A 22,449-nucleotide genomic window follows, 5' to 3' on the forward strand; every position below is an offset into this window, starting at 1 on the left:
AGGTGCATTTGAGGTGCAGTACGACGGCCCGGCCGTTGGCCATGGGCGTCACTATCCTCGGCTTTCCATAGAGAAGTTCTCTCAGTGGTGTGATCGAGACGTGACAGACGAGCTGCCTCCCGGCGATTGGGCCTCTTGGCCTCCGGCTAAGGCTAAAGGGGGCGCCAATGACTGACCGTCACGAACTACTCGACGACGTGCTGGCCCAGCTGCAGGACGCGGGCCTTGATCCTGATACGCCGCTGATGCTGGACGTGCGCACGCGCTGCCGGGCTGCGGGCGACAAGGGCAAGACGAAGACCGGCTTCTATGTGATCTATGAGCACTCGAACGCGGGGCGCACCTATTACGCGGGTGCGTTCGGCTCGTGGCGCGAGGGCGAGAAGGGCGACTTCCATAAGCTGAAGCCTGTGGGCGGCCGCATGAGCGAGGAGGACCGCAAGGTCATCAAGGCGCGCATTGAGGCGGCGAAGGCGAAAGAGGAGGCCAAGCGCGCCGCACGCGCAGCGGGTGCTCGGCGCCGGGCGGCGCGTATGTGGGAGTCCCTGCCGGAGCGCGGGCGCTGTGGCTATCTGGAGCGCAAGGCGGTGCCGGCTGTTGGGTTGAAGTTCGGCCGCAAGCCGGATACCGCGCTGGTGCCGATGATCAATGTGCACGACAAGGTTGTCGGCCTGCAGGTGCTGTTCGGCACGCCGGATGCGGACGGGCTGAGCAAGCGCTTTTGGCCGGCCGGTGTTGACCCGGTTGGGGCGTTCCATCTGTTGGGGCCGCACCCGGAGCCAGGCGAGCCGGTGTTGATCTGCGAGGGGTATGCGACGGCGGCCTCTGTGCACCTGGCCACTGGGCTGTGCGCCTGCGCAGCCTTCACGGCGGGCAATTTGATGCCGGTAGCCGAGGCGTTGCGCGAGCGCTTCCCTGGCCGGCAGTTCCTGTTCTGCGCGGATGACGATTGGAAGACGAAGACGGCGAAGGGCGAGCCGTGGAACCCTGGCATCGAGAAGGCCGAGCACGCGGCGCATGTGGTCGGCGGGCGAGTGGTGTTCCCTGTGTTCAGCGGGGAGCGTGACGACAAGTGGACCGACTTCAACGACCTGCAGCTGGCCGAGGGGTTGGACGCAGTGCGGCGCCAGGTGCTGGCGGCCGTGCGCCCGCCTGCCGATGCCGAGTGGAAGGCGGCGCTGCACCGTAACGGGAAGGGCGCGCTGCTGTCGGTGGTGGCCAACGTGGTGCTGATTCTGGAGAACGACGAGCGCTGGAAGGGCGTGATCGGTGAGGATCTGTTCGCCGGCCGCACGGTGAAGCGTCGGGCGACGCCCTATGGTGGCCGTGCTGGCGAGTGGTCGGACCTCGACGATACGCGCACAGGGATCTGGCTGGCTGAGCAGTATGGGCTGCAGGTGAAGTCGCTGGCGGTGCTGGAGGCGGTGGCGGTGGTCGCCAATCAGAACCCGTTCCACCCGGTGCGCGATTACCTGCAGGGCTTGAAGTGGGACGGCACGCCGCGCTTGCGGACCTGGGTTAAGGACTACCTGGGCGGCGTTGCGCTGGCCGGTAACGATGATTACCCCGGCATAGCAGGGATGCGCTACCTGATTTCGGCCGTGGCACGGGTGATGGTGCCGGGGGCGAAGGCCGACTGTGTGATCATCCTCGAAGGCGAGCAGGGGCTTAACAAGTCCTCGGCGCTGCGGGTGCTGGGCGGTGAGTGGTTCATGGATACGCCGATCCCGTTGGGGGATAAGGAGGCATACCAGTCGATCCAGGGTATGTGGATCGTCGAGCTGGCCGAGCTGGATGCGTTCAACAAGGTTGAGAGCACCAAGGCGAAGTCGTTCTTCGGGGCGGAGGTGGACATTTTCCGGCCGAGCTATGGACGGCGGAACATCCGGTTGCCGCGCCAGTGCGTGTTCGCCGGCTCGACGAACCAAGACGAGTACCTACGCGACCCGACCGGGAACCGCCGTTACTGGCCGGTGCTGTGCATGAAGGTGGACCTGGCCGGCCTGCGCGAGGTGCGTGACCAGCTGTGGGCCGAGGCGCTGCGCCTGTACGAGGCCGACGAGCCATGGTGGCCGCAGCATGACGAGGAGGCGATGTTCGGTGCCGAGCAGGACGTGCGCTTTCAGGGTGACGCCTGGGAGCCGAGGATTGTGGACTACTTGGAGCGGAACCCTTGCGAGGCTATCGGCGGTGACGTGCTGCTGGAGAAGGCGCTGCTGCTCGACCCTGGCCATTGGGGGCGGCCTGAGCAGACGCGGCTCGGGCAGATCATGCATCGGCTCAAGTGGCGGCGTAAGCGGATGGCGCCCGAGGGGCGTGGCGGGGTGCGACCGTACAAGTACGAGCGGCCGGAGAGCTGGAAGACTCCGGGGCAGATTCCGCTTCAGCAGCGGGAGTCGTTCGCATGATCCGGTATATGGACGAGGCGCTGCAGCTGTGGGCGGCCGAGCTGCACCCGGACCATGATGCGACGCCGATTGTTTGCGGTGGCGGCGGCAGTGTGCTGGCTGCTCTGATAGACTCGCGCGGCGAGCTGATCCGCAGTACGCGAGGCAGCAAGGTGCTGCTGGAGCAGTCGGCCGAGATTGAGCTGCTGGTTAACCGGCATCTGCCGGATAAGGAACGCCAGGTGGTGATCGAGCACTACACCAACTATGACAGCCGTGATTCGCAGAAGTGGGCGGCGTGCGGCTGTAGTCGACCCCAGTATTACCGACGATTGCACCAGGCGCATGAGAGCCTGGAGCGTGAGTTGATCAACCGGAAGCGCGCCGCATGAGGCGCGCTTTTCGTTTGTGCCCCACCTGGCCTACCGCGTTTGGTATGTGGGCCACGCTTGAGGCCGCGTATTTGCTGGGCGTGTCCTACCTCCCCACCTTCACCCCGTGCACGTATGTGCAGGCACCACGCGTGTATACACGCGCACGCGTGCTCGCGCGCCCTCACAATCTATTAATTCCTTTGGAAAGGTGGGGAGGTGGGGAATAGTCAGTGGGGATGCGGGGTGTAGCGTTGTCTCACCTTGAAATGCGGTGGGGCATGTGGGGTTGCGCCTGCGGCGCGGTAGCCGGTGATTGTTATATTGCCGGCGCATTGCGGGCGCTTTGTCGGCGCATTGCTGGTGCATTGCTGGGGTGGCAGTCTCAGGCCCTTGCTGCCATGAGAATCGAGGGGTATAAATCAGCCATCTTCGAAGAGGTCCGCTAAGGCGGGCTTACCGCAAACCCCGGCCGCCGCGCCGGGTTTTTTGTTTATGGCGCTCCGGTGGTCCCGGCGCCTGGTGCAAGGATGCACCTACCCATTCGAGCCTCGGCAGTTGCCGGGGCTTTTTTGTTTCCGCCATCTGGAGAGCGGCGTGATGGATAAAGATCCAGGCCTGTGGGCCGAGTTCCTCGCCTGGTTGCTTGAACCATCCCCGGCCGTACAGGGGTTCGTTATGGCTCTGGTGATTGCTTGCTTGCGTGTGATCTACGACCGCAAGGAAAAGGCGTGGCAGCGCATCGCGCTGGAGGCTGGGCTTTGCGGCCTGCTGACGGTGGCCGGTACGTCGCTGGCTGCTCTGGCCATTCAGCTGTGGTGGCCAGAGTTCCAGGCGTCGTTGGCACAGGTTGCTGTCGGCATCGGCGGCGTGGTCGGCTTCTTCGGTGTCGAGGCGGTGCGCCGCCTGGCCATCCGCCTGCTGAACATCAAGTTGACGGATATGGGTGAGCCGCGTGGCTAAGGCTAAGCCGCTGACCTCTGCCGCGAAGGGCTACGGCTACCGCTGGCAGCAGGCCCGGGCGGATCACCTGCGGCGCAACCCGCTCTGTGTGTACTGCCGGGACAAGGGCCGGGCGGTGGCCGCCAGTGTGGTCGACCACATCAAGGCGCCACGCTTAGGTGACGCCAGGTTGAGCGGCGACGCCGAGCGAATCGCCGAGGCCTGGCGCCTGTTCTGGGATCGCACTAACTGGCAGTCGCTGTGCGGGACGTGCCACAACTCGACCAAGCAGCGTATGGAGAAGGGCGGCCGGCTCGGTTGCTCTGACTCGGGCCTGCCGCTCGATCCGCGCCACCACTGGAACCGCCCGGCCCAGGCTGCCAAGCCAGGGGTAGGGGGGGGGTAAAAACTTTTCGCCGCCCGAACCTAGAACGACGTCTGGAACCTCGTGTGCAACGCCGGGAAAAATGGGGGGGTGGGGGCTTCAGACTTTGGAGGGTTGATCGATGGCCGGGAATGCCAATTCAGGCCGCCCGCCGTTGCCGGCTACCGTGCATCAGCTGCGCGGCGACCCCAGCAAAAAGGGCATGGCCGCGCTACAAGCGGCTGCGCAGGCACCCGCTGTGCCGGTACAGGCTCCACCTAAACCCGACTTCCTGAGCCCGGAGGGCGCGCAGGAATGGGACCGTGTGACCGAGGCTCTGCTAGCGCTGGGCTGGGTCAGTGAGCTGGACATGATGGCGCTTGCCTCGTACTGCGAGGCGGTGGGCGACTGGGTGCGGTTCCGCCGCAAGATCGCCGACCTGAACGCCGAGCTGGAGGGCAAGGGCGACGTGCAGACGTACAAGACCGGCGCCCAGCAGATCAGCATCTGGCGGCAGCTCGCCAACGACGCCGAGCGCCGCGCGAACCAAGCGGGGGCGCTGTTCGGCTTTTCCCCGGTTGCGCGCCGCGCCATGAAGGCGCTGGTGCCTCAAGGCGAGTTGTTCCCCAATGCACCAAGAGACGCTGCTGACCAATACTTCAGCTGATTGCCGCGTGCGTGGCTTCGCCATGGCCGTGCTGGCTCGCCAGATCGTGGCCGGGCCGGATGTTCGCAACGCCTGCCAGCGGCACCTGAACGATCTGGAGCGCGGCGGCGAGCGCGGCCTGGTATGGGATCAGGCTGCGGCCGACCGTGCCATCGGCTTCTTCGAGGACGTGCTTTGCCTCAACGGCGGCGACTATGAGGGCTCGCCATTCCAGCTTGCGCCCTGGCAAGCGTTCGTCGTGGGCAGCCTGTTCGGCTGGTACGTTGACGACGGCGTGCGCCGCTACCGCCTGGCCTATATCGAAACGGGCAAGGGCTCTGGCAAGTCGCCACTGATTGCGGGTATCGGGCTGTATGGCTTGGTGGCCGATGGTGAGCAGCGCGCCGAGATCTACGCCGCCGCGACCAAGAAAGATCAGGCCATGATCATGTTCCGCGACGCGGTGTCGATGGTCACCATGTCGCCCAAGCTGGCGGCGCGCATCGAGCAGAGCGGCCGCAACGAAAAGATCTGGAACCTGTTCTACCCGAACACCAACAGCTTCTTCCGGGCCATCAGCAACGATGATGGCCAGTCGGGGCCGCGCCCGCACATGGGCCTGCTGGACGAGGTGCACGAGCACAAGACGGCTTCGGCCGTCGAGATGATGCGGGCCGGCACCAAGAACCGGCGCCGCGCCCTGGTGGCGATGATCACCAACAGCGGGTCGGACAAGAACAGCGTGGCCGGCCAGTACCACGATTACGGTGTACGCGTGTGCCGTGGCGATGTCATCGACGACACCTTCTTCGCGTTCATCTGCTCGCTGGACGAGGGCGACGATCCGCTGACCGACGAGGCCTGCTGGCCGAAGGTCAACCCGTCGCTCGACTTCATTCCCGAGGGGCGCACCGATGGCATTCCGGGGCGTCGCTACCTGCGCGAGCAGGTGGTGGCGGCGCGCGGCCTGCCGGCGAAAGAGGCCGTGGTAAGGCGGCTGAACTTCTGTCAGTGGACGGCGGCGGAAAACCCGTGGATCAGCGGCGACGTTTGGCTGGGCGCTGCAGAGCGCGTGCCGATGCGGATGCTGCGCAATCGGCCGTGTGTGGCCGGCCTCGACCTGGCTAGCACCACCGACCTGACATCGTTCGTGCTGGAGTTCTACCCGACCGAGGCTGATCCGCACTGGCGGCTGTTGCCGTACTTCTGGATACCCGATCACGACCTTGAGGGCCGTGAGAACCGCGACCGCGTGCCGTACCGCGTGTGGATCGCCGAGGGGCATCTGGAGACGACGCCGGGCCGGGCTATCAGCAAGCTGCATGTACTGCGGCGCCTGCAGACGATCTGCGCGTACTTCGACGTGCGCAAGATCGGCTATGACCGCTGGCGGATCGAGGATCTAAAGCAGCTGATGATCGAGCACGATATCGAGCTGCCGGAGATGGAGCCATTCGGCCAGGGCTATCAGAGCATGTCGCCGGCCGTGGACGAGTTCGAGCGTCGGTTGCTGGGCATGCCGCCCCAGGTGCTGGATGAGGACGGCAACCCGCTCGACATCGACCTGAGCGAGTTCGAGGTGGTGGAGACGTTGCGGCACGACGGCAACCCGGTGTTGACCATGTGCGCGGCCAACGCCGTGACCACCTCCGACCCGGCGAACAATCGCAAGGTCGACAAGGCGAAATCGAACGGCCGGATTGACGGCATCGTTGCCTCGGTCATTGCAACCGGCGTCAGCGGCTCGGCGCCGCCTGGTGGCGGAACATCCATCTATGACAAGGGCGTGGGCATATGAGCCGGCTGCTACAGATCCTTTCCTGGCTCGCCGGGCTGGTGGGCTTCGGCCTGCTGGTCGCGGGTGTGGCTCAACTCAACGTGCCAGCGGCGTTCATCGTCGCCGGCCTCGGCCTGCTGGCCTGGTCGCTGCTTGCTGACCGTGCAGCGGCTGCCATCAAAATCCAAGGGGGCTGAGCATGTTCTTTTCGAGCCTGCGCGGCACCGGCCAGCAGGGCACGCTGGAGAGCTTCGGCGACTTCTGGCGCGGCCTGATCGGCTCTGGCGGTGGCAACAGCGCCGGGGTATCCGTCACGCCCGAGACGGCGCTGGGCGTGCCCATCCTGCACAACTGCGTCACCCTGCTGGCCGAGACGCTGGCACAGCTGCCGCTGGAGGTCTACGAACGCAAGGACAAGGGCCAGCGCGAGTCGGCCATTAACCACCCGCTCTACGATGTGCTGCGCTATCAGCCCAATGGCTTCCAGACGCCTTTCGAGTTGATCGAGTGCGGGCAGATGGCCTGCGGCCTTCGCGGCAATGGTTACTCGTGGATCGACCGGCGCGAGGATGGCAACGTTACGGCGCTGTGGCCGCTGGATAACAACAAGGTTCAGGTGCTCAAGGGCGCCGACCTGTTGCCCTACTATCGCGTTGGCACCTCTGACCCGGTGCCGGCGCGGATGATTCACCACGTGCGTTGGACATCCACCAACCATTACGTGGGCCTGTCGCCCATCGAGCTGCACGCCGAAACGGTGGGCATGGCCCAGGCCATCACCCGCTACACCGGCAAGTCGTTCGCCAATGGCGCCACGGTATCCGGCGTCATCGAGCGGCCTCGCGAGGCGCCTGCGATCAAGGATCAGGCGAGCATCGACAAGCTGGTTGAGCAGTGGGGGCAGAAGTACAGCGGCATCGACAACGCCAAGAAGGTTGCGCTGCTGCAGGAGGGCATGACCTTCAAGCCCATCTCGATGACCAACGTCGATGCAGACGTGGTGAACGTGCTCAAGCTGACCGGCACCAACATCGCGCGGATCTACAAGATCCCGCTGCCGATGGTGAATGACCTGGAGAAGGCCAACTACAACACCATCGAGCAGCTGCTGATTCAGTTCGTGGTGTTCGCCCTGCTGCCGTGGGCCAAGCGGCACGAGCAGGCGATGATGCGCGACTTCCTGCTGCCGCAGGATCGGCGCACGTATTTCATCGAGTTCAACCTTTCCGGCCTGATGCGCGGCGACCAGAAAAGCCGCTATGAGGCCTACGCCATTGGCCGGCAATGGGGCTGGCTGTCGGTCAACGACATTCGCCGGCTGGAGAACATGCCACCCGTTCCGGGCGGCGATCTGTACCTGCAGCCGCTGAACATGGTGGACGTGAGCAAAACCGCCGACCTGACCAACCCCAACGTGCGCGCGCAGCTGGAGCTGCAGCACGCCGAGATCACGAGGATTCTCCAGCAATGAAACGTCACTTGAGAGCGTCCAGCCTGCTGTTCAATCAGCCGCTGCTGGTGACGCCTGACATGCTCGACCTCGGCGTGAGCTGGGCGAACCGGGTCATGCACCTGAACATCATCAACATCGGTGCCGGCGCTGGCGGTGACGCCAAGCTCTGGCACGACGACGATGACAACGCCTACGCCACGCGTATGGAGCGCATGGAAGAAAGCCGGCGCCAGGCCATCGGCCGCACCGGCGTCGAGGTCATCCCGGTTAGCGGCATTCTGGTGAGCCGTGGCGCTCACCTTGATGCCTGCGAGGTCATGACCAGCTACGAGGATCTGCGCCGCCAGCTGCGCACGGCGGTGGCAGACCCCATGGTCGAACGCATCGTGCTGGACATCGACAGCCCTGGCGGCTCGGCCGTTGGTGCCTTCGAGCTGGCCAGCGAGATCCGCGCCATGACCCAGCAAAAGCCCATCACTGGCCTGGTCAACTTCATGGCCTACAGCGGCGGATACCTGCTGGCCTCGGCCTGCAGCGAGGTGGTGATGAGCCAGACCAGCGGCGTCGGTTCCATTGGCGTCATCGCCAAGCACCTCGACCGCTCGGTGATGGAGGAAAAAGCCGGCGTCAAGGTCACCACCGTCTATGCCGGCGCGCACAAGAACGACTTGAGCCCGCATGAACCGCTCACCGACCAGTCGCTGAAATTCCTCAACGACCTTGTGCAGGAGAGTTATCAGATGTTCGTCAACGCTGTGGCCGAGTATCGCGGCCTGAGCATCGAGCAGGTCAAGGCCACTGAGGCGGCGCTGTACCAGGGCCAGCACGGTATCGCCGCTGGCCTGGCTGATCGCATCCAGAGTCCACAGGATGCCGTCGACCACCTGGCGCGCGCCGTGGCCGAGAGCCGCGCGGGGCGTGGTGCTGGCGGTATCTCGGTACGCGCCCGCGCTGCGGCCATTCAATCCCAACTCTGACCGCGTTCGCGGCAGTCACCCAAGCCCGCCTCGTGCGGGCTTTTTCATGCCCAGGAGGCACCATGTCCAAAGTTCTACAACTGCGTAGCGAACGCGCCGAGCTGAACACCAAGCTGCAGGCGCTGGCAAAAATCGAGGCTGACGGCGGTAGCCTGAACGCCGAGCAGCTGGCCGAGTTCACCAGCCTGGAAACTCAGATCGCGGATCTGTCCGCCAAGCTGTCCCGCGCCGAGGCGGCCGAGAAGTCGGCGGCCCTGGCTGCGGTGCCGGTCGAGGAGGGTGCGCAGGGTGCGCAGAGCCCGCCTGCGGCTGGCCTGCACGGTGGTGAGGGCAAAGAGCAGGTTAAGGGCGCCGGTATGGCGCAGATGGTTCGCCTGCTGGCTGCTGCGCAGGGTAACCAGCAGTTGGCTGCCCAACTGGCGAAAGATGGCAAGTACGGCTCTGACGTACAGATGGCGCTGTCCACTGTCACTGCTGGTGCTGGTGGTGTGCTGGTGCCGCAGAACTTCGCATCCGAAGTGATCGAGTCTCTGCGGCCTACCTCGATTGTGCGCAAGATGGGCGTCATCAGCCTGCCGCTGAACAACGGCAACCTGACCATGCCGCGCATCACTGGCAACACCCAGGTGGGCTATATCGGCACTGAAACGGATATCCCGTTGACTGGCATGACCTTCGGCGACACCAAGCTGTCGGCGAAGAAAATGGCCGCGCTGGTGCCCATCTCCAACGACCTGCTGCGCATGTCGGGTGTGAACCCTCGTGTAGACCAGCTGGTGGCGAATGACCTCGCGACCAGCATGGGCCTGTCCGAGGATCTGCACTTCATCCGTGCAGACGGCACCGGGGTGTTGCCGAAAGGCCTGCGCTACTGGGCCATTTCGGCGAACGTCGTGCCGGCGCCGGCTCAATCCGGCATTAGCCTGCAGGCCATCGACCTGTACCTGGGCGGCCTGATGCTGCGCCTGGAAACGGCCAACGTACAGATGCAGGCCTGTGGCTGGCTGATGCATCCGCGCCTGATCCGCTGGCTGCAAAGCCTGCGCGACGGTAACGGCAACAAGGCGTACCCGGAGATCGAGCAAGGCCTGCTCAAGGGCTACAAGTACGGCCTGAGCAACCAGATCCCGGTCAACCTGGGCGTCGATGGCGATGAAACCGAGATCTACTTCGTCAACTTCGCCGACGTGATGATCGGCGAGGACATGGATCTGGTCATCGATTTCAGCAAGGAAGCCACCTACAAGGACGCTGGCGGCGAGGTGGTCAGTTCCTTCCAGCGCGACCAGACCCTGGTGCGCGTGATCGCCAAGCACGACATCGGCCCGCGCCACGTGGAGTCCATCGTGGTCGGCACCGCCTGCGATTGGGGTGCAGGCATGTGATTCACCGCCCTGCCTTCGGGCGGGGCATTCCCTGTTTCCCCATTCGTAAGGTGATGACATGAGCAATGAAAAAGTAGCGGTGAAGTTCACCAAGTCCTGGCGCGGCTATTCGGCGGGCGAGGTTGCATGCTTCGGTGAGGTTGCGGCCGGTGATCTGGTGAAGGGCAAGGTGGCCGAGCTGGTCAAGGCTGGCAAGGCGCCTGACAAGCCTGCTGCCTCTGCGCCAACCGGGAAGGGTGGTGGCAAGGGCAAGGGCAGTGGCAAGGGTGGCAGCGGCGAAGCCGCCCCGGAGCCTGGCGCTCCTGTTGATACCCAGCCAGCCCCGGACACCCCGCCTGCTGATGAAGAGCCGGGCGACGACGACGAGCCTAAACCCTAATGGCCCGCCGCATCGCGTACACGGGGGCGGCAGTGATCACCGTGGACGAGGTAGCGGCGCAGTGTCGGGTAGAGGCGGGTGACCTGCAGGCGGATCTCGTCGAGCAGGTCATCATTCCTGGCGTCACGACTCAGGCCGAGGCCAAAACCGGCGCCGCCATTCGGGCTGCTGAGTACGTCGAGGAGTGGCCCGAGTCTTACGGCTCGGGCCACGCGCTCGACGTTGGCCAGGCGACAGAGGTCGTGAGCATTGGCCGCGTGGAGAGTGACGGCAGCGTCACCGACCTGCAGCCGCTGCCCGCGCACCGTCTCCAGCAAGGCCAGCGCGAGAGCTTCCTGCACTTCCCGCAGGGGCGCCCGGCTGGCCGCCTGGTGATCCGCTACAAGGCCGGCGCGGATCTCGACGCGTATCCGGGCGTGAAAACGTGGCTGCTGATGGCAGCGGCTACCGCGCACGAGTTCCGCGAGACGCTGGTGGTCGGCACCATCCTGGCCGAGCTGCCCAGCCACTACACAGACACGCTGCTGGCCGAGATCGAAGTGCCACCGAGGTTCTGACATGAGAGCAGGCCGATTGCGCAACCGCGCCACACTGCTTGCGCTGGGTGACCAGCTGCAGGTGGTCGAGCTGGGGCAGCGCTGGGTAGACATCCGCACCAAAGAGGGCGCCACCCCGGCGCCTGCCGGGTTACGTCAGAGTTCCCTGGTGGAGATCCGCGCGCGGTTCTCCGACATTTTCCGATCTGGTCGCTACCTGCAGCACGGCGGCCGGCTGTTTCACTTGGTCAGCCCGCGTCCGGTTGGTAATGGCGCCGAGCTGGTCGTATCCGCCGAGGAGCTGGCGGGCACGCCTGCCACCTACACCGCAACGCCAGGTGCCACGGCGCTGCCTTGCCGGGTTTTCCTGGCCTATGGCGTCAGCCGGCCGGGGCAGTTCTCCGGGGCGGTTGAGTACGTGACCGAACTGGAGGCTGCTGTGGTCGAGGTGGGCCGCCCGCAGCCTGGTGCTGTGTTCGAGGTGGAAGGCGTGGCCTGGCGCGTTGCTGGCCTGGTCGAGACCGAGGATGACCGCGTAGTGCGGCGCATGTGGGTGAAGAAGGTATGAACCGCATCGACGTGAGCCTGCCGCCGTTCGAGGGCGGCGCCGCTGCCTTTGGCATCGACGAGAAGCGCTTCGCCCGGATCGAGATCAACTCGACCAACCGGGCGGCGCGCTGGGTCAAGCGCGTGTTGCTGGTGGAGCCATTCTCCAAGGCGACCGGCGTGCGTCGCGTGATCTTCAATGACCGCATTCGCCTCGACTTGGCCAACACCAACCGGCCCGAGGCGAGCATTGTGCCGTCGTCGGCCAGCATTCCGGCTCGCTGCTATCGGCACCGTGCCGACACGCTCAGCGGCTCCAAGATCCGCGCGCGGGTGCTGGTGGACTGGTGGCGCGGTGAGAAGGTCGCGGCCGGCTTCATCAACCCGGCAAGCGCGCGAAAGCTGCCCCTGGCCACCCGTAGCGTGCGTGAGCGCAACGTGCGGCCGACCACCCGCAACCCCGGCGTCAAGGAATACCGCTACGACTACGTTGTGCCACGCGATGCCAACGGCCCATCGGCCGCCGCGCTGTTCCGTGTCGCTGTGGATGACAGCACCCGCGAGAAGGCCGCCGAGCGCCTGGCGCTGGAGTTCAACCTTGACCTTGATAAGGAACTGTTCTGATGCAGCTGACCGCCACCTGTGTGACTGACTTCCTGGCCGCCCAGCTGCGCACGTTCGCCACGGCCAACGGCTACCCGCTGGATCTGTCCGGTGTGCACGTTGGCCAGTTCTACGAGGATCTACCGCAGGGTGAGCCGTTGCCGCTGGCCACGCTGGTGGCGGCTTCCACCAGTGATGCGGTCACGCCGAATGGCGTGGTGATGTCCGGCATGCGCGGTCGGGCCTATCAAGTCGAGGTCGTCGTGAACTTCGACCAGCATCCCGACATCGAGCGGCATGCGCTGCTGGATCAGATCGAATGGGGCATCGGCCGTGCTGTGCGTGAGCGTCCACCGCCTGAGCTGCGCGGGATGCTGCAGAGCGTCACCCTCGGTGACGTGCAATTCAACTACCCGGCCCCGGGGCACAGCATTGCCATTGTGCAGGCCCAGGTCGCCGCTGTTTTCGTCGAGCAATACCAACCCTAGGAGGGTGATATGTCCAACCCAAAAGCAACCAAGGCCTTCACCTTCCGCGAGGGGGGCAAGGTCAAGCTGTACAAGAAGGGCGCGGAACTGAGCGGCGCGGCCCTCGCGCATGCTCAGGCCGAAGGCTTCGCACCGAAACCCGAGCCGGAAAAGCCCAAGGCTGAAGCCAAGCCGGCCGCTGAGCCGAAGTAGCCCATCACCCACCCGCTTCACCTGGCCGCCTGCGCCGCATCCTGACATCGAGGTAAACCCATGATCACCGTTCAAGACGCCAGCCTTATCGGCTATGGCGATATTTTCTCGCGCGCCTATCAAACGCAAAAAGCGCTGTTGCCCTGGGGTAACACCAGCGAACTGCAGATCGCTCACACCGAGGATCAGCAGACCCTGCCCAATTACATTACCGGCGCCGGCAACCGCAACACTTCGTCCCGTGTGACCGGTGTTACCGCCAGCTTCACCCTGTACGACGTGAACGCGCGTAACCTGGCCCTAGTAGGCCGTGGCACGGTTCGCGGCGTCGCTGCTGGTGTGGTCTCCGCGCCCGAGCCGTATGTGTGCGAAGGCCTGGCAGGCGAGCTGATCCCGTTCAACGAGCTGCCCGACTTGTCGGCGTCGGTCGAGATCCTGCCGGCCGGTGGCGGCGACGCCTATAGCCCCGGCTCGGATTACCTGCTGACGCCCTATGGCATCCAGCTCACCAGCGGCACCACGATTACCAGCGCAGGCTTCACGGCCAGCTACACCAAGCTCAAGGCCAACGTGGTGGAGATGCTGACCACCGCGCAGGTGGAGCTGGAAATGTACTTCGCCGGCCTCAACGCCGCACAGGGTGGTTCGCCGACTCCGGCCCGCCTGCGCCGCTTCAAGCCTGGCTTGGTGCAACAGATCCAGCTTAGCGGCACTACCTATGCGGCCTATCAGGTCACGGGTGAGCTACTGGCGGATATGCTCGTGGTCAACGTGGATGGCGACGATACGCCGCTGTCGCAGTTCTACAGCCTGGGCATGAAGGCTGCGGCCTGATGGCAGTGAGCCCGGCTTAGGCCGGGTTCCTGTGCTGGCGTTGTGATGGTAGATTCGGCCCGTTATCGGGAGGAACTGCCATGGATCGACGCTATCTTTTTATTGCTGCGCTGCTTGCCACGGCTGATGCCAGCGCCGCGAACTTGAATAAGTGCGTGGACGAAAGCGGCCACGTTACGTTTACCCAGGCAGCTTGCCCTGGAGGCCTGGCTGGGGAATCGATCACTGTCCAGCGAGGTGGCGCCGGGATGTCCCTCGGCCCAGCAGCGACGCCTGTTGTCCCTGAACAGGCAGTGCCCCAAGCTCAAGCGTCTGGTCAGGTCAATGTTGTCGGGGGTGGTTCCGCTTGCGATGGTGGCTCTGAACAGGACATCAGGACGGCGATTGTGCGCAAGCAGGTATATGCCGGCATGACGGACAAGCAGGCCCGCCAGGCATGGGGGCCGCCAAACGAGATCAATCGTAGCTCCAGTGGTGATGATCAGTGGGTCTACTATCGTGGCAACGTTGATATGCAATTCATTTACGTGGATCAAAACGGCTGTGTAACCGGCTGGAACTGACCGCGAGCTCTCAAAACAACCCGCCTCGGCGGGTTTTTTATTGCCTGGAGAAAAGTGATGTCCGTTCGTGATCGCCTGATCCAGCTCACCCTGCGCGCCCGCAACTTCCTGAGCGGCGACGTGGCGCCGGCCACCGAGTCGATGCGCGAGCTGACCGAGGAAGGTCGCCGGCTCAAGGCGAGCATGGACGAGGTAGGCCGCGCCCGTGGCCTGGCTCGCACTCTGCGCGATAACCAGCAGGCCACCGAGGGACTGGCACGCAGCCAGGCCGACGCCCGTGCGACGCTGGATGACCTGACCCGCGAGATTGGCGACAACGCCACTGCCACTGCTGGCCAGCGTATCGCCCTGCGCGAGGCGCGGCGCACGCTGGAGGAAGCCGAGCGCGCTTATAAGCGCAACCAGCAGGCCATCAAGAACACCACCAGCGAGCTAAAAAAGCTGGGGGTGGATACCGACAATGTGGTGGCCGAAGAAAAGCGGCTGACCGGCGAGCTAGAGAGCAGCAAGCAGGCGCTGGCCGCCAACCGCGAAGCTATCCGCGAAAAGCGCGTCGAGGAAAAGAAGGCCGCCGACACGGCCAAGGAACACGCTGACCGCATCGACGCGGCCAAGGGCGCAATGGCCAGCGGTGTGCGCCAGGTGGTGGCGTTCGCCGCTGCTTACGTCTCGCTCAACGCTGCCATGGGGCTTGTTCGGTCTGGCCTCAATCTGGTGCGTGATGGTATTCGCGCCATTGCGATGGAGGGCTCCGACAAGCAGCAGGCGCTGGCCCAGCTGGAGGCCACGCTGGCGTCTACTGGCCGGCAAGCCGAGTTCACGACGCAGCAACTGCTGGACATGGCTGATGCCATGGAAGCCAACTCGATGCTTACTGCCGAGCAGGTTCAGTCGGCTCAGGCGCGTTTGTTGTCGTATACGGACGTGGCGGCGAATGAGTTCCCGCGTGCCCTGCAGATCGCGATTGATCAGCAGCAGCGGCTCGGCATCAGCGCTGAAGCGTCGTCCGAGATCGTTGGCCGTGCGCTGCAGTCGCCGTCCAAGGCCATGGCCGCACTTAGTCGACAGGGCTTCACCCTGGAGGCCGGCCAGCAGCGGCTGCTCAAGCAGCTGGAGGCAACCGGCCGGATGGCCGAAGCGCAGTCCATCATCATGGACATGCTCACCGAAGCCTACGGTGGTGCAGCAGCTGCTGCGCGCTTGAATACGGCGGCGGGCCTCTGGAAAGGGATCACGGATCGTATCGGCGACTTCACCAGCCGAGTCGCCAACTCGGGCGCGTTTGACTATATCCAGCGCAAGCTGGTGGAGGTGAGCGACGGCCTGGATGCAATGGCCAACGATGGCCGCCTTGATCGCCTCGCGCAGAGCCTGTCGGATGCCTTCGTTGCTGGCTCTGAAGCGCTGTCGAAGTATGTCGAGAAACTGGCAACCGTCGACTTCGAAGGGCTAGCAGCTCGTGCTGCTCGAGCTGCTGAACAGATCGGCCCGGCTATTGAAACCACTGTGCAGTCTGCGCGCGTTGTCACTGCAACGCTTTCAACCGTGTGGAACGCCTTCGCCGGCACCGTGAACGCGGCCGGTGCTGCCTTGGTGCTGGTGGTGCAACAGACCGTTGGCCGGCTTGGGCTTGCCATCGGCCAGATTGCTGACATGTTCGGCGACAGCGACCTGCGCGCCAAGGCGGATAGCCTGTACAACTTCCTTGGCGAGTTGAGCCAGGGTTATGCCGAGCAGGCCAAGATCGACTATCAGCAGATCGCTGATGCCTGGGATACCACGACCGAGCACGTCAAGACCAAGGCAAAAGAGCAGACAGAGACCATTAGCCTGGAGAGCGTCAGCCAGGCCGATTTCGTCCTGCAGGCGGTCACGTCCATGCAGGCCGCCCTGGATCAGATCAGCGCGGCCAAGACGGTCGCGCAACTGCGCCAGGTCGGCGATGAGATGTACGCCGCGTATAAGCGTGGCGACATCAGCCAGCAGGAATACTCGGCCAGCTCCGTCGAGCTGAATCGCCGGCTTGCCGAGCTGGGTGGCGCTGCCAAGAGCATGGCCGGTGATGTTGGCATTGCGGCCGAAAGCCTCAAGTCCCTGGCCGACGTGCAGCGTGCGATCAGCGACGCAAAAACCGACCGCGACATTACCGCGATCCGCACCGCCATCAAGCGGCTCTACGATGAAGGCAACATCGGCGCGGCTGAGTACAACGCCGAGCTGGCCAAGCTGAGCACGCGCCAGAAGGAACTGACCCAGGCCCTGCAGGGCAGCAAGAAAGCCCAGGACGATAAGAACGCCTCGGACAAAGAGGCCATCGTCACCAGCGAGCAGCTACGCCGCGAAAGCGGCAAGCGCATGGAAGCCGAGCGCAAGGCCAGCGGCGAGGCGATGGTGCGGCGCCGCAAGGAATCCAGCGACGCCAAGCAAGATATGGGGGCGCTGGAAGGCTTCTTCGGCGGCGTGATGAGTCGTGCGCGTGAAGGTGCTGCGGGCTTGAGCCGTGCCGCGCTGGAGGCCTTCGACGCGCTGCGCAATATCAGCAGTGCCTCGCCGAGTATCGACACGGGCAGTTTGGATGCCACCCGTAGCAGCCTGGAGCGGGTGACTAAGGCGCTCGGCGATATCCGCGCCGACCTGGCACGCCCGATGATGAGCAGCTTGGCGCGTTGGGCTGCGGAAACGCAGCGCGACAGCCTGGCCACTCAGCAGGCGTTTCTCGGCCAGAAGGCGGCGCTGCAATCGCTGATGCAGGACTACGAGCGCGGTTCGATCAGCGCGCAGAAGTTCGTTAGCCGGGCGCGTGGCATGCGTCAGGCGCTGAGCTTGCTTGATGAATCCGACCTGAGTGGGCTGGAGTCGGCTATCGAGGCAGCCAACCAGCGTATGCAGCAGATGGGGCAATCCACACGCAGCACGCTGGAGAGCCTGCAGGACGAACTGGACGGGCTGCAGGGGCGGCAAGACGACATCGAGCGTCGCCGCTTCGCAGCTCGCCAGCGCGAGCTGCAGGCCCAGGTAGCCGAGGCGCAGGCAGGCGGTGACGCCCAGGCGGTGGCCAACGCCAACCGCGCTCTGGGTTTGCTGCGGCAGATCGAGGCCGAGAGCGCCCAGGCCCGCCAGGCCGAGGAACAGAAAAAGCGCATGGAAGCGCAGCAGACTACCCAGCCGGCCGCACAGCAGCCGACGCAAACGCCGAGCAAGGTCATCCGCCTGGAGATTCCGGGCCGCCCTGCGGTCGACGTGGCAGTGAGCGGTGATGCCGCCGAGACCAACTTGCTGAGCATTCTCGAACAAGCCGGCTTGAGGAGCCTGTAATGCAACTGACCCTGGATAGCCTCGACCTGGCTGCCGATCCGAAGCTGGGCGGCGAGCAGATGGAGTGGGTAGACGAGTGGGACTGGAACGCCATCGAGCAGGAGCAGGACCGCTCGCTGACAGGTGCGTTGATCGTGCAGGAGGGCGTCAAGCTGTACGGGCGCCCGATCACCCTGGCGAGCAACGGCGGTGCCTGGTTCCCGCTGGCCACCGTGCGTGCCCTGGAGGCCATGGCCAGCGTGCGCGGTGCTGTGCACCAGCTCACGCTGCCGAGCGGCGATCAGCACTATGTGACGTGGAACCGCGTCGCAGGGCCTGTCGTTCAGGCCGTGCCGGTGCACCGCACCGTTGCGCCTGGCCCGGACTGGCTCTATCAGCTCACCCTGCGCCTGATCACAGTGGCGCCCCCCGCGCCACCCATTGAACCTGATTCTGAGGATTGACCATGGCTCTGATTGCCTACTCGCTTGGCCGCAACATTGTTGCCGCCGCCAGCCCAGCCGACGCGATTGCGGTGATGGATCGTCACGAGGCGCCTGGTCGCTGGCGTATCGATGACGTGCTCCAGCTGGGCGCCGATGACCTCGAACTGCAGGTCGATGAGTCGTCACCTGAAACCGTTGCCGAGGCCATCGCCAGGCTTGGCCCTGTGTCGGGGCCTGGTTATCTCGTTCGCTGGGATTACCCCGCGGACCCCGCGGACTGATCCGCCCCTGTATTCCACCAAGCCCGCCACCGCGCGGGCTTTTTGTTGCCTGGAGATTGATGGCATGACCATTGCCGCAACTGACGTAAAGCTGCTGAAAAGCCAGCGCCTGACAGACGAGAACGACGGCGGCGGGCGCGCCACTGGCAATGCCGTGGTCGATGGCGAAGTGAACAACGTGTTCCCTGACATCAGCCGGCTCGACCGCACCACTGGCCGCATCAACCTGCGCAAGCTGTTCGGCGGGCCGATGACGCAGAACGCCGATGCCTACCTGGGTGCTCACGCCATCGTCACCAAGTCGTCGGCTGACCCGCGCGTGAGCGTGCTGCTGTTCAACACCGGCAGCCAGATCGACGAACGCCGCGACGCGCAGAACGCCATCGAGAGCTACGTGGCGGCCGCGACCACTGCGCAGTTCGATCTGCTCGGCACCCAGCTGGCCGGCCAGCGTGCCATCGCGTGCGTGCAGCGTGAGGAACAGCGCGTGCCGGAGATCGGCGAGGTGTTCCAGCTGGTAACCGCCACCGCTGCGCAATACGTGCGCCTGACCGGCGTTGACGCTCGCCTCGAGCAATTCACCTTCGACTATGGCAACGGCAACTTCGTCAACTTCACCCGGCGCCGGCTGGATCTGCAGATCAGCGCGCCGCTGCTGAATGAGTTCCCAGGCGGCCAGGTCACGCCGGCCGGCACTTCGTCGACGGCGCTGAGCGGCGCGGCCAAAGCCCGTGTGCTGTCCACCCAGGTGGCCGATGCTGCCCGCTACTACGGTATCAGCCCGCTGGCTGAGGCTGTTGCGCAGGGCGCGCTGACTCTGCGCGTGCAGTCGGTCTACAGCCAACTGGTGCCGAGCACAACTAAAGAGTCGGCGCTTGTCGACGTGCTGGGCGGCTATCAGCGGCAGATCTACGTGCCGGCCGGGCCGTCTCGTTCGGTTGCGCTCACCGTTGCTGCCGGCGCGCTGGCGGGCGAATCCCGCACGTTCCTCGGCACCGGTTGTGCGCCTGGCACGCTGACCATCGTGGCCAACGGTGGCACCTACAGCGACGACAGCAAGGGCGGCCTGCGCTATGTGAGCGGCAGCAACTGGCTCAGCTCTGGCCGCGTGGATTACCAGACGGGCGAGATCACCCTGGCCCGTACCGGCACCAGCTGGACGGGTAGCGCGAACGGCACCTATCGCCCTGGCGCGGCTGCGACCGGTGACACGATTACCGGTGAGGTGCAAATTACGCTCGGCAACCGTGGCTACGTTTACACCCTGAACCTCTCCGGCGCCGTGCCGCGCGCAGGCACGCTCAGCGTCAGCTTCATGGCCCTAGGCAAGTGGTACGAGCTGCGCGACCAAGGCGACGGCCTGCTGACTGGCGAAGGCGCTGGCACCATCTCGTTTGGCACCGGCTCGGTGTCGTTGACGCTCGACGCGCTGCCCGATGTCGGCAGCTCGCTGGTCTACAGCTACGTCAGCTCGGCTGACAACGCCATCACCGAGCGCTCGGGCGGCAGCGTCGTGCCCAAGCTGGAGGTGCGCTACACCCTGCCCGAGGGCGGGGTGCTGCCGGGTTCGTTCTCGGCGACTTTCACGGCGGGCACCGTGCGCACGCTCACTGACAATGGCCAGGGCGTGCTAAGCGGTACCGGGGGCACCGGCACCATCGCTTACGCCTCGGGCGAAGTGGTGATGGTGCTGAGTGCCACGCCGAGCGGTGGCATTGCCTACGCCTGGGAGCGCGGCGCGGTGAACAGCGGCGCCATGGCTGTGAGCAGCGATGGCAGCGGCATCGCAACCTTCACTATTCCCGGTGCGCCGTTCAAGCCGGGCAGTGTGCGCGTCAACTGGATGACCACACGCCGCCAAGCTGCGCCGGCCGTCAACTGGAGCGTGATCGAGGCAGGCAACGCGCTGCCGATCTACGACGGCTACCGTGATATCGCCAACGTCGCTAACGACAACGGCAATGGCGGCTGGCAGGGCGGCCGCGTCGGCAGCATCAACTACACCACCGGGCAGGTCACGCTGCAGGTGGCGGCGCTGTACGACTACACCGAATACACCTACAGCAACCGTAGTAAGGGTTCTGCACTCTTCCCGCGTGCGACTGAGCCGGTGCTGGTGACCACAAACGTGCAGCTGCGCGAATCGTTCGGCGGCACCGTCGAGCACTCAGCCCAGGCCGACAGCGTGAGCACCGACCCGCAAACCGCCAGCCAGGCGCAGCCCGGTATCACTGTCGAGCTGCTGCCCGGCGTGGCCGAGCCCATCGTGCCCGGCTCGCTGTTGTTCAGCTGGAACGGTGGGCTGTACTGCGACCGCTCCGGCATCCTGTACCGCGACGTTGCTAGTAACACCAATGGCGGCGTAGCGGTTGGCACTGTGAACTATGCCGACCGTACCGCCACGCTCAGCAGCTACGGCGGCAACGCCTCGGGCGCGGTGAGCGTGCTGGCGTGCCTCACGGCGGCTGTAGGCTTTAGCGTGACCGCTGCAACGTACCGCACCCCAGGTGCGCCGCTGCGCGCGGGCAGCATGCAGGTGACAGCGGTGCGAGCGGATACCGCCGAGGTGATCACCGCTGTGAGCAACCTCAACGGCGAGTTCAATACCGGCATTGTGCGCGGCACTGTCGACGCAACCACCGGTATCACCCGGCTGACGTTCACGACCGACCCGGACGATGACACCGGGGCGAGCGACATCGCCGTGATTCCGCTGCTGCTGCGTTACAACGCAGTGGTGCAAACGCGCCTGCCGCTCGATGCCGGCCTGCTGGGTCTTGACCCGGTGCGCCTGCCGGCTGATGGCCGCGTGCCGGTGTACCGCGATGGCGACGTGCTGGTGATTCACCACACCGCCGAAACGGTGGTGGCATCGCCGACTGCTGGCGGCACGCTGCAACTCGACCGCGCGCAGCAGGCCGAGATCGAGGTGGTGGACGGTGCCGGCACGGTGCTGCGCGCTGACTCGTTCACGGCTGATCGTGAGCTGGGCTCCGTGACCTGGGCGAACCCGCTGGTGCTGCAGGACGAGGAGGGCAACCCACTCGGTCTGCCGCTGATCGTGCGCGACCGCGTGGAGCACATGACCATGTGCACCGAGGTGCAGATCACCGGTCAGCTGGGCCTCAGTGCGCCGCTGCCGTGGGATCTGCCGGCCGGCGAAGCCATGGTGTCGAGCGCGGTGGCGTGGGGTGACCTGCAGGCGCGGATTCACACATGGTTCACGCAGCAGACGTGGAGCCAGGGCGCACCGAACTGGACCGATGCGCCCATCGGCAACACCACCACGGCGCAATACAACCAGCTGAGCTATCCGCCAATCATCACCAATGCGGGTGGCATCGCTGGCAAGTGGGCGCTGGTGTTCACCTCGGGTACCGCGTTTAACGTGGTGGAGGAACGCCTGGGTGTGATCGCCACCGGCAACACCAGCACCGACTGCGCGCCGATCAACGCATTGACCGGGCAGCCCTACTTCACGATCCGTCGTGAGGGCTGGGGCTCCGGCTGGGCGGCTGGTAATGCGGTGCGCTTCAACACGGACTCGGCGCTTGGCCCGATGTGGTGCATTCGCACCGTTATCAGCGGGCAGGGCACGGTGGATGATGACAAGTTCGAACTGCAAGTACGGGGGGATGCTGACTGATGGCTCGCGTATATCACAGGGATCAGGTGGGGGCGCCGGCCCTTACTTATAGCTCGTCGGGGCAGGCCAGCTTCAACGCTATAAAAACCATTCTCACGGCTTGTTTAGTGTCGGGCTTTGGCGGGCTCCCGTCCGCTGGCTGGGAGCTGATTGCAGAGGGTGCGGATCATATTGTTCTCCGTAACGGAGTGCATAGCGGGTATGTCTGTTTCACGTTTTCCAGCCAGTCTGTCCGGGTGTATCTAGCTGAAACATTCTCGGGAGTAAGCGGGGGAGTGATTCAGGGGGATGGGGTGAAGACTGGCAATGCCGCTGCATCTTCACTGCCCCAGGTAGCCA

22 protein-coding genes are annotated in these 22,449 nt (G+C 64.9%); all 22 read left to right on the forward strand.

Annotation, left to right across the window (positions count from 1 at the left end; all coding sequences use genetic code 11):
- Positions 1 to 167 precede the first annotated feature (167 nt).
- The 22 genes from CXP40_RS16235 to CXP40_RS16340 all read left to right on the forward strand — a co-directional run bounded on the left by CXP40_RS16235 (position 168) and on the right by CXP40_RS16340 (position 22,110).
- Complete coding sequence (locus CXP40_RS16235; RefSeq protein WP_106734614.1) at positions 168 to 2,408, forward strand: VapE domain-containing protein; 2,241 nt, start codon at positions 168 to 170, stop codon at positions 2,406 to 2,408.
- A complete protein-coding gene (locus CXP40_RS16240) occupies positions 2,405 to 2,779 on the forward strand; it encodes a hypothetical protein (RefSeq protein ID WP_106734615.1) in 375 nt (124 codons plus the stop codon). The genes CXP40_RS16235 and CXP40_RS16240 overlap by 4 nt, the downstream gene beginning before the upstream one ends.
- Positions 2,780 to 3,358: 579 nt before the next feature.
- The gene (locus CXP40_RS16245) at positions 3,359 to 3,721 is read left to right on the forward strand and encodes a phage holin, lambda family (RefSeq protein WP_157831690.1); all 363 of its coding nucleotides are present in this window, start codon (positions 3,359 to 3,361) and stop codon (positions 3,719 to 3,721) included.
- Positions 3,714 to 4,106 (forward strand): HNH endonuclease, encoded by a 393-nt coding sequence (locus CXP40_RS16250; protein WP_371916966.1) that lies wholly within the window; start codon positions 3,714 to 3,716, stop codon positions 4,104 to 4,106. The genes CXP40_RS16245 and CXP40_RS16250 overlap by 8 nt, the downstream gene beginning before the upstream one ends.
- A gap of 100 nt (positions 4,107 to 4,206) precedes the next feature.
- Entirely contained in the window at positions 4,207 to 4,731 is a 525-nt protein-coding gene (locus CXP40_RS16255; RefSeq protein ID WP_021442038.1) for a P27 family phage terminase small subunit, read from the forward strand.
- Entirely contained in the window at positions 4,694 to 6,508 is a 1,815-nt protein-coding gene (locus CXP40_RS16260; protein WP_106734617.1) for a terminase large subunit, read from the forward strand. Before CXP40_RS16255 ends, CXP40_RS16260 begins: the two co-directional genes overlap by 38 nt.
- A complete protein-coding gene (locus CXP40_RS16265) occupies positions 6,505 to 6,684 on the forward strand; it encodes a hypothetical protein (RefSeq protein ID WP_106734618.1) in 180 nt (59 codons plus the stop codon). Before CXP40_RS16260 ends, CXP40_RS16265 begins: the two co-directional genes overlap by 4 nt.
- Positions 6,685 to 6,686: 2 nt before the next feature.
- On the forward strand, positions 6,687 to 7,958 hold the full coding sequence (locus CXP40_RS16270; RefSeq protein WP_106734619.1) for a phage portal protein: 1,272 nt from the start codon (positions 6,687 to 6,689) through the stop codon (positions 7,956 to 7,958).
- A complete protein-coding gene (gene sppA, locus CXP40_RS16275) occupies positions 7,955 to 8,917 on the forward strand; it encodes a signal peptide peptidase SppA (RefSeq protein ID WP_106734620.1) in 963 nt (320 codons plus the stop codon). Before CXP40_RS16270 ends, sppA begins: the two co-directional genes overlap by 4 nt.
- Positions 8,918 to 8,979: 62 nt before the next feature.
- Positions 8,980 to 10,302, forward strand: a complete 1,323-nt coding sequence (locus tag CXP40_RS16280; RefSeq protein WP_106734621.1) for a phage major capsid protein — start codon at positions 8,980 to 8,982, stop codon at positions 10,300 to 10,302.
- Positions 10,303 to 10,360: 58 nt separating this feature from the next.
- Entirely contained in the window at positions 10,361 to 10,681 is a 321-nt protein-coding gene (locus CXP40_RS16285) for a hypothetical protein (protein WP_106734622.1), read from the forward strand.
- Positions 10,681 to 11,238 carry a hypothetical protein gene (locus CXP40_RS16290; protein ID WP_106734623.1) on the forward strand — a complete coding sequence of 186 codons (558 nt, stop codon included), beginning with the start codon at positions 10,681 to 10,683 and terminating at the stop codon, positions 11,236 to 11,238. Before CXP40_RS16285 ends, CXP40_RS16290 begins: the two co-directional genes overlap by 1 nt.
- A gap of 1 nt (position 11,239) precedes the next feature.
- Complete coding sequence (locus CXP40_RS16295; protein ID WP_139804682.1) at positions 11,240 to 11,785, forward strand: hypothetical protein; 546 nt, start codon at positions 11,240 to 11,242, stop codon at positions 11,783 to 11,785.
- Positions 11,782 to 12,387 carry a hypothetical protein gene (locus tag CXP40_RS16300; protein ID WP_106734624.1) on the forward strand — a complete coding sequence of 202 codons (606 nt, stop codon included), beginning with the start codon at positions 11,782 to 11,784 and terminating at the stop codon, positions 12,385 to 12,387. Before CXP40_RS16295 ends, CXP40_RS16300 begins: the two co-directional genes overlap by 4 nt.
- Positions 12,387 to 12,854, forward strand: coding sequence for a hypothetical protein (locus CXP40_RS16305; RefSeq protein ID WP_106734625.1), 468 nt, complete (start codon positions 12,387 to 12,389; stop codon positions 12,852 to 12,854). Before CXP40_RS16300 ends, CXP40_RS16305 begins: the two co-directional genes overlap by 1 nt.
- Before the next feature lie 9 nt (positions 12,855 to 12,863).
- A complete protein-coding gene (locus tag CXP40_RS16310) occupies positions 12,864 to 13,046 on the forward strand; it encodes a glycogen branching protein (protein WP_106734626.1) in 183 nt (60 codons plus the stop codon).
- A gap of 60 nt (positions 13,047 to 13,106) precedes the next feature.
- Positions 13,107 to 13,880, forward strand: coding sequence for a hypothetical protein (locus CXP40_RS16315; RefSeq protein ID WP_106734627.1), 774 nt, complete (start codon positions 13,107 to 13,109; stop codon positions 13,878 to 13,880).
- An 80-nt stretch (positions 13,881 to 13,960) separates the two neighbouring features.
- Complete coding sequence (locus CXP40_RS16320) at positions 13,961 to 14,443, forward strand: DUF4124 domain-containing protein (protein WP_106734628.1); 483 nt, start codon at positions 13,961 to 13,963, stop codon at positions 14,441 to 14,443.
- Between the two features lie 57 nt (positions 14,444 to 14,500).
- The gene (locus CXP40_RS16325) at positions 14,501 to 17,758 is read left to right on the forward strand and encodes a phage tail length tape measure family protein (RefSeq protein ID WP_106734629.1); all 3,258 of its coding nucleotides are present in this window, start codon (positions 14,501 to 14,503) and stop codon (positions 17,756 to 17,758) included.
- Positions 17,758 to 18,201: a hypothetical protein gene (locus CXP40_RS16330; RefSeq protein ID WP_256579465.1), complete on the forward strand. Its 444-nt coding sequence runs from the start codon at positions 17,758 to 17,760 to the stop codon at positions 18,199 to 18,201. The genes CXP40_RS16325 and CXP40_RS16330 overlap by 1 nt, the downstream gene beginning before the upstream one ends.
- Positions 18,202 to 18,203: 2 nt before the next feature.
- Positions 18,204 to 18,464: a hypothetical protein gene (locus CXP40_RS16335; RefSeq protein ID WP_106734630.1), complete on the forward strand. Its 261-nt coding sequence runs from the start codon at positions 18,204 to 18,206 to the stop codon at positions 18,462 to 18,464.
- Between the two features lie 64 nt (positions 18,465 to 18,528).
- The gene (locus CXP40_RS16340) at positions 18,529 to 22,110 is read left to right on the forward strand and encodes a hypothetical protein (protein WP_106734631.1); all 3,582 of its coding nucleotides are present in this window, start codon (positions 18,529 to 18,531) and stop codon (positions 22,108 to 22,110) included.
- Positions 22,111 to 22,449 lie beyond the last annotated feature (339 nt).

The sequence above is a fragment of the Pseudomonas sp. YY-1 genome (assembly GCF_002843095.1).
In the GTDB taxonomy this organism is placed as follows: Bacteria; Pseudomonadota; Gammaproteobacteria; order Pseudomonadales; family Pseudomonadaceae; genus Aquipseudomonas; species Aquipseudomonas sediminis_A.

Coding starts and splice junctions, on each gene's coding strand:
- CXP40_RS16265 (WP_106734618.1), top strand. CDS start 6,505: ATGAGCCGGCTGCTACAGATCCTTTCCTGGCTCGCCGGGCTGGTGGGC.
- CXP40_RS16255 (WP_021442038.1), top strand. CDS start 4,207: ATGGCCGGGAATGCCAATTCAGGCCGCCCGCCGTTGCCGGCTACCGTG.
- CXP40_RS16325 (WP_106734629.1), top strand. CDS start 14,501: ATGTCCGTTCGTGATCGCCTGATCCAGCTCACCCTGCGCGCCCGCAAC.
- CXP40_RS16330 (WP_256579465.1), top strand. CDS start 17,758: ATGCAACTGACCCTGGATAGCCTCGACCTGGCTGCCGATCCGAAGCTG.
- CXP40_RS16245 (WP_157831690.1), top strand. CDS start 3,359: ATGGATAAAGATCCAGGCCTGTGGGCCGAGTTCCTCGCCTGGTTGCTT.
- CXP40_RS16315 (WP_106734627.1), top strand. CDS start 13,107: ATGATCACCGTTCAAGACGCCAGCCTTATCGGCTATGGCGATATTTTC.
- CXP40_RS16340 (WP_106734631.1), top strand. CDS start 18,529: ATGACCATTGCCGCAACTGACGTAAAGCTGCTGAAAAGCCAGCGCCTG.
- CXP40_RS16240 (WP_106734615.1), top strand. CDS start 2,405: ATGATCCGGTATATGGACGAGGCGCTGCAGCTGTGGGCGGCCGAGCTG.
- CXP40_RS16320 (WP_106734628.1), top strand. CDS start 13,961: ATGGATCGACGCTATCTTTTTATTGCTGCGCTGCTTGCCACGGCTGAT.
- CXP40_RS16260 (WP_106734617.1), top strand. CDS start 4,694: ATGCACCAAGAGACGCTGCTGACCAATACTTCAGCTGATTGCCGCGTG.
- CXP40_RS16280 (WP_106734621.1), top strand. CDS start 8,980: ATGTCCAAAGTTCTACAACTGCGTAGCGAACGCGCCGAGCTGAACACC.
- CXP40_RS16300 (WP_106734624.1), top strand. CDS start 11,782: ATGAACCGCATCGACGTGAGCCTGCCGCCGTTCGAGGGCGGCGCCGCT.
- CXP40_RS16335 (WP_106734630.1), top strand. CDS start 18,204: ATGGCTCTGATTGCCTACTCGCTTGGCCGCAACATTGTTGCCGCCGCC.
- CXP40_RS16310 (WP_106734626.1), top strand. CDS start 12,864: ATGTCCAACCCAAAAGCAACCAAGGCCTTCACCTTCCGCGAGGGGGGC.
- CXP40_RS16270 (WP_106734619.1), top strand. CDS start 6,687: ATGTTCTTTTCGAGCCTGCGCGGCACCGGCCAGCAGGGCACGCTGGAG.
- sppA (WP_106734620.1), top strand. CDS start 7,955: ATGAAACGTCACTTGAGAGCGTCCAGCCTGCTGTTCAATCAGCCGCTG.
- CXP40_RS16295 (WP_139804682.1), top strand. CDS start 11,240: ATGAGAGCAGGCCGATTGCGCAACCGCGCCACACTGCTTGCGCTGGGT.
- CXP40_RS16290 (WP_106734623.1), top strand. CDS start 10,681: ATGGCCCGCCGCATCGCGTACACGGGGGCGGCAGTGATCACCGTGGAC.
- CXP40_RS16285 (WP_106734622.1), top strand. CDS start 10,361: ATGAGCAATGAAAAAGTAGCGGTGAAGTTCACCAAGTCCTGGCGCGGC.
- CXP40_RS16235 (WP_106734614.1), top strand. CDS start 168: ATGACTGACCGTCACGAACTACTCGACGACGTGCTGGCCCAGCTGCAG.
- CXP40_RS16305 (WP_106734625.1), top strand. CDS start 12,387: ATGCAGCTGACCGCCACCTGTGTGACTGACTTCCTGGCCGCCCAGCTG.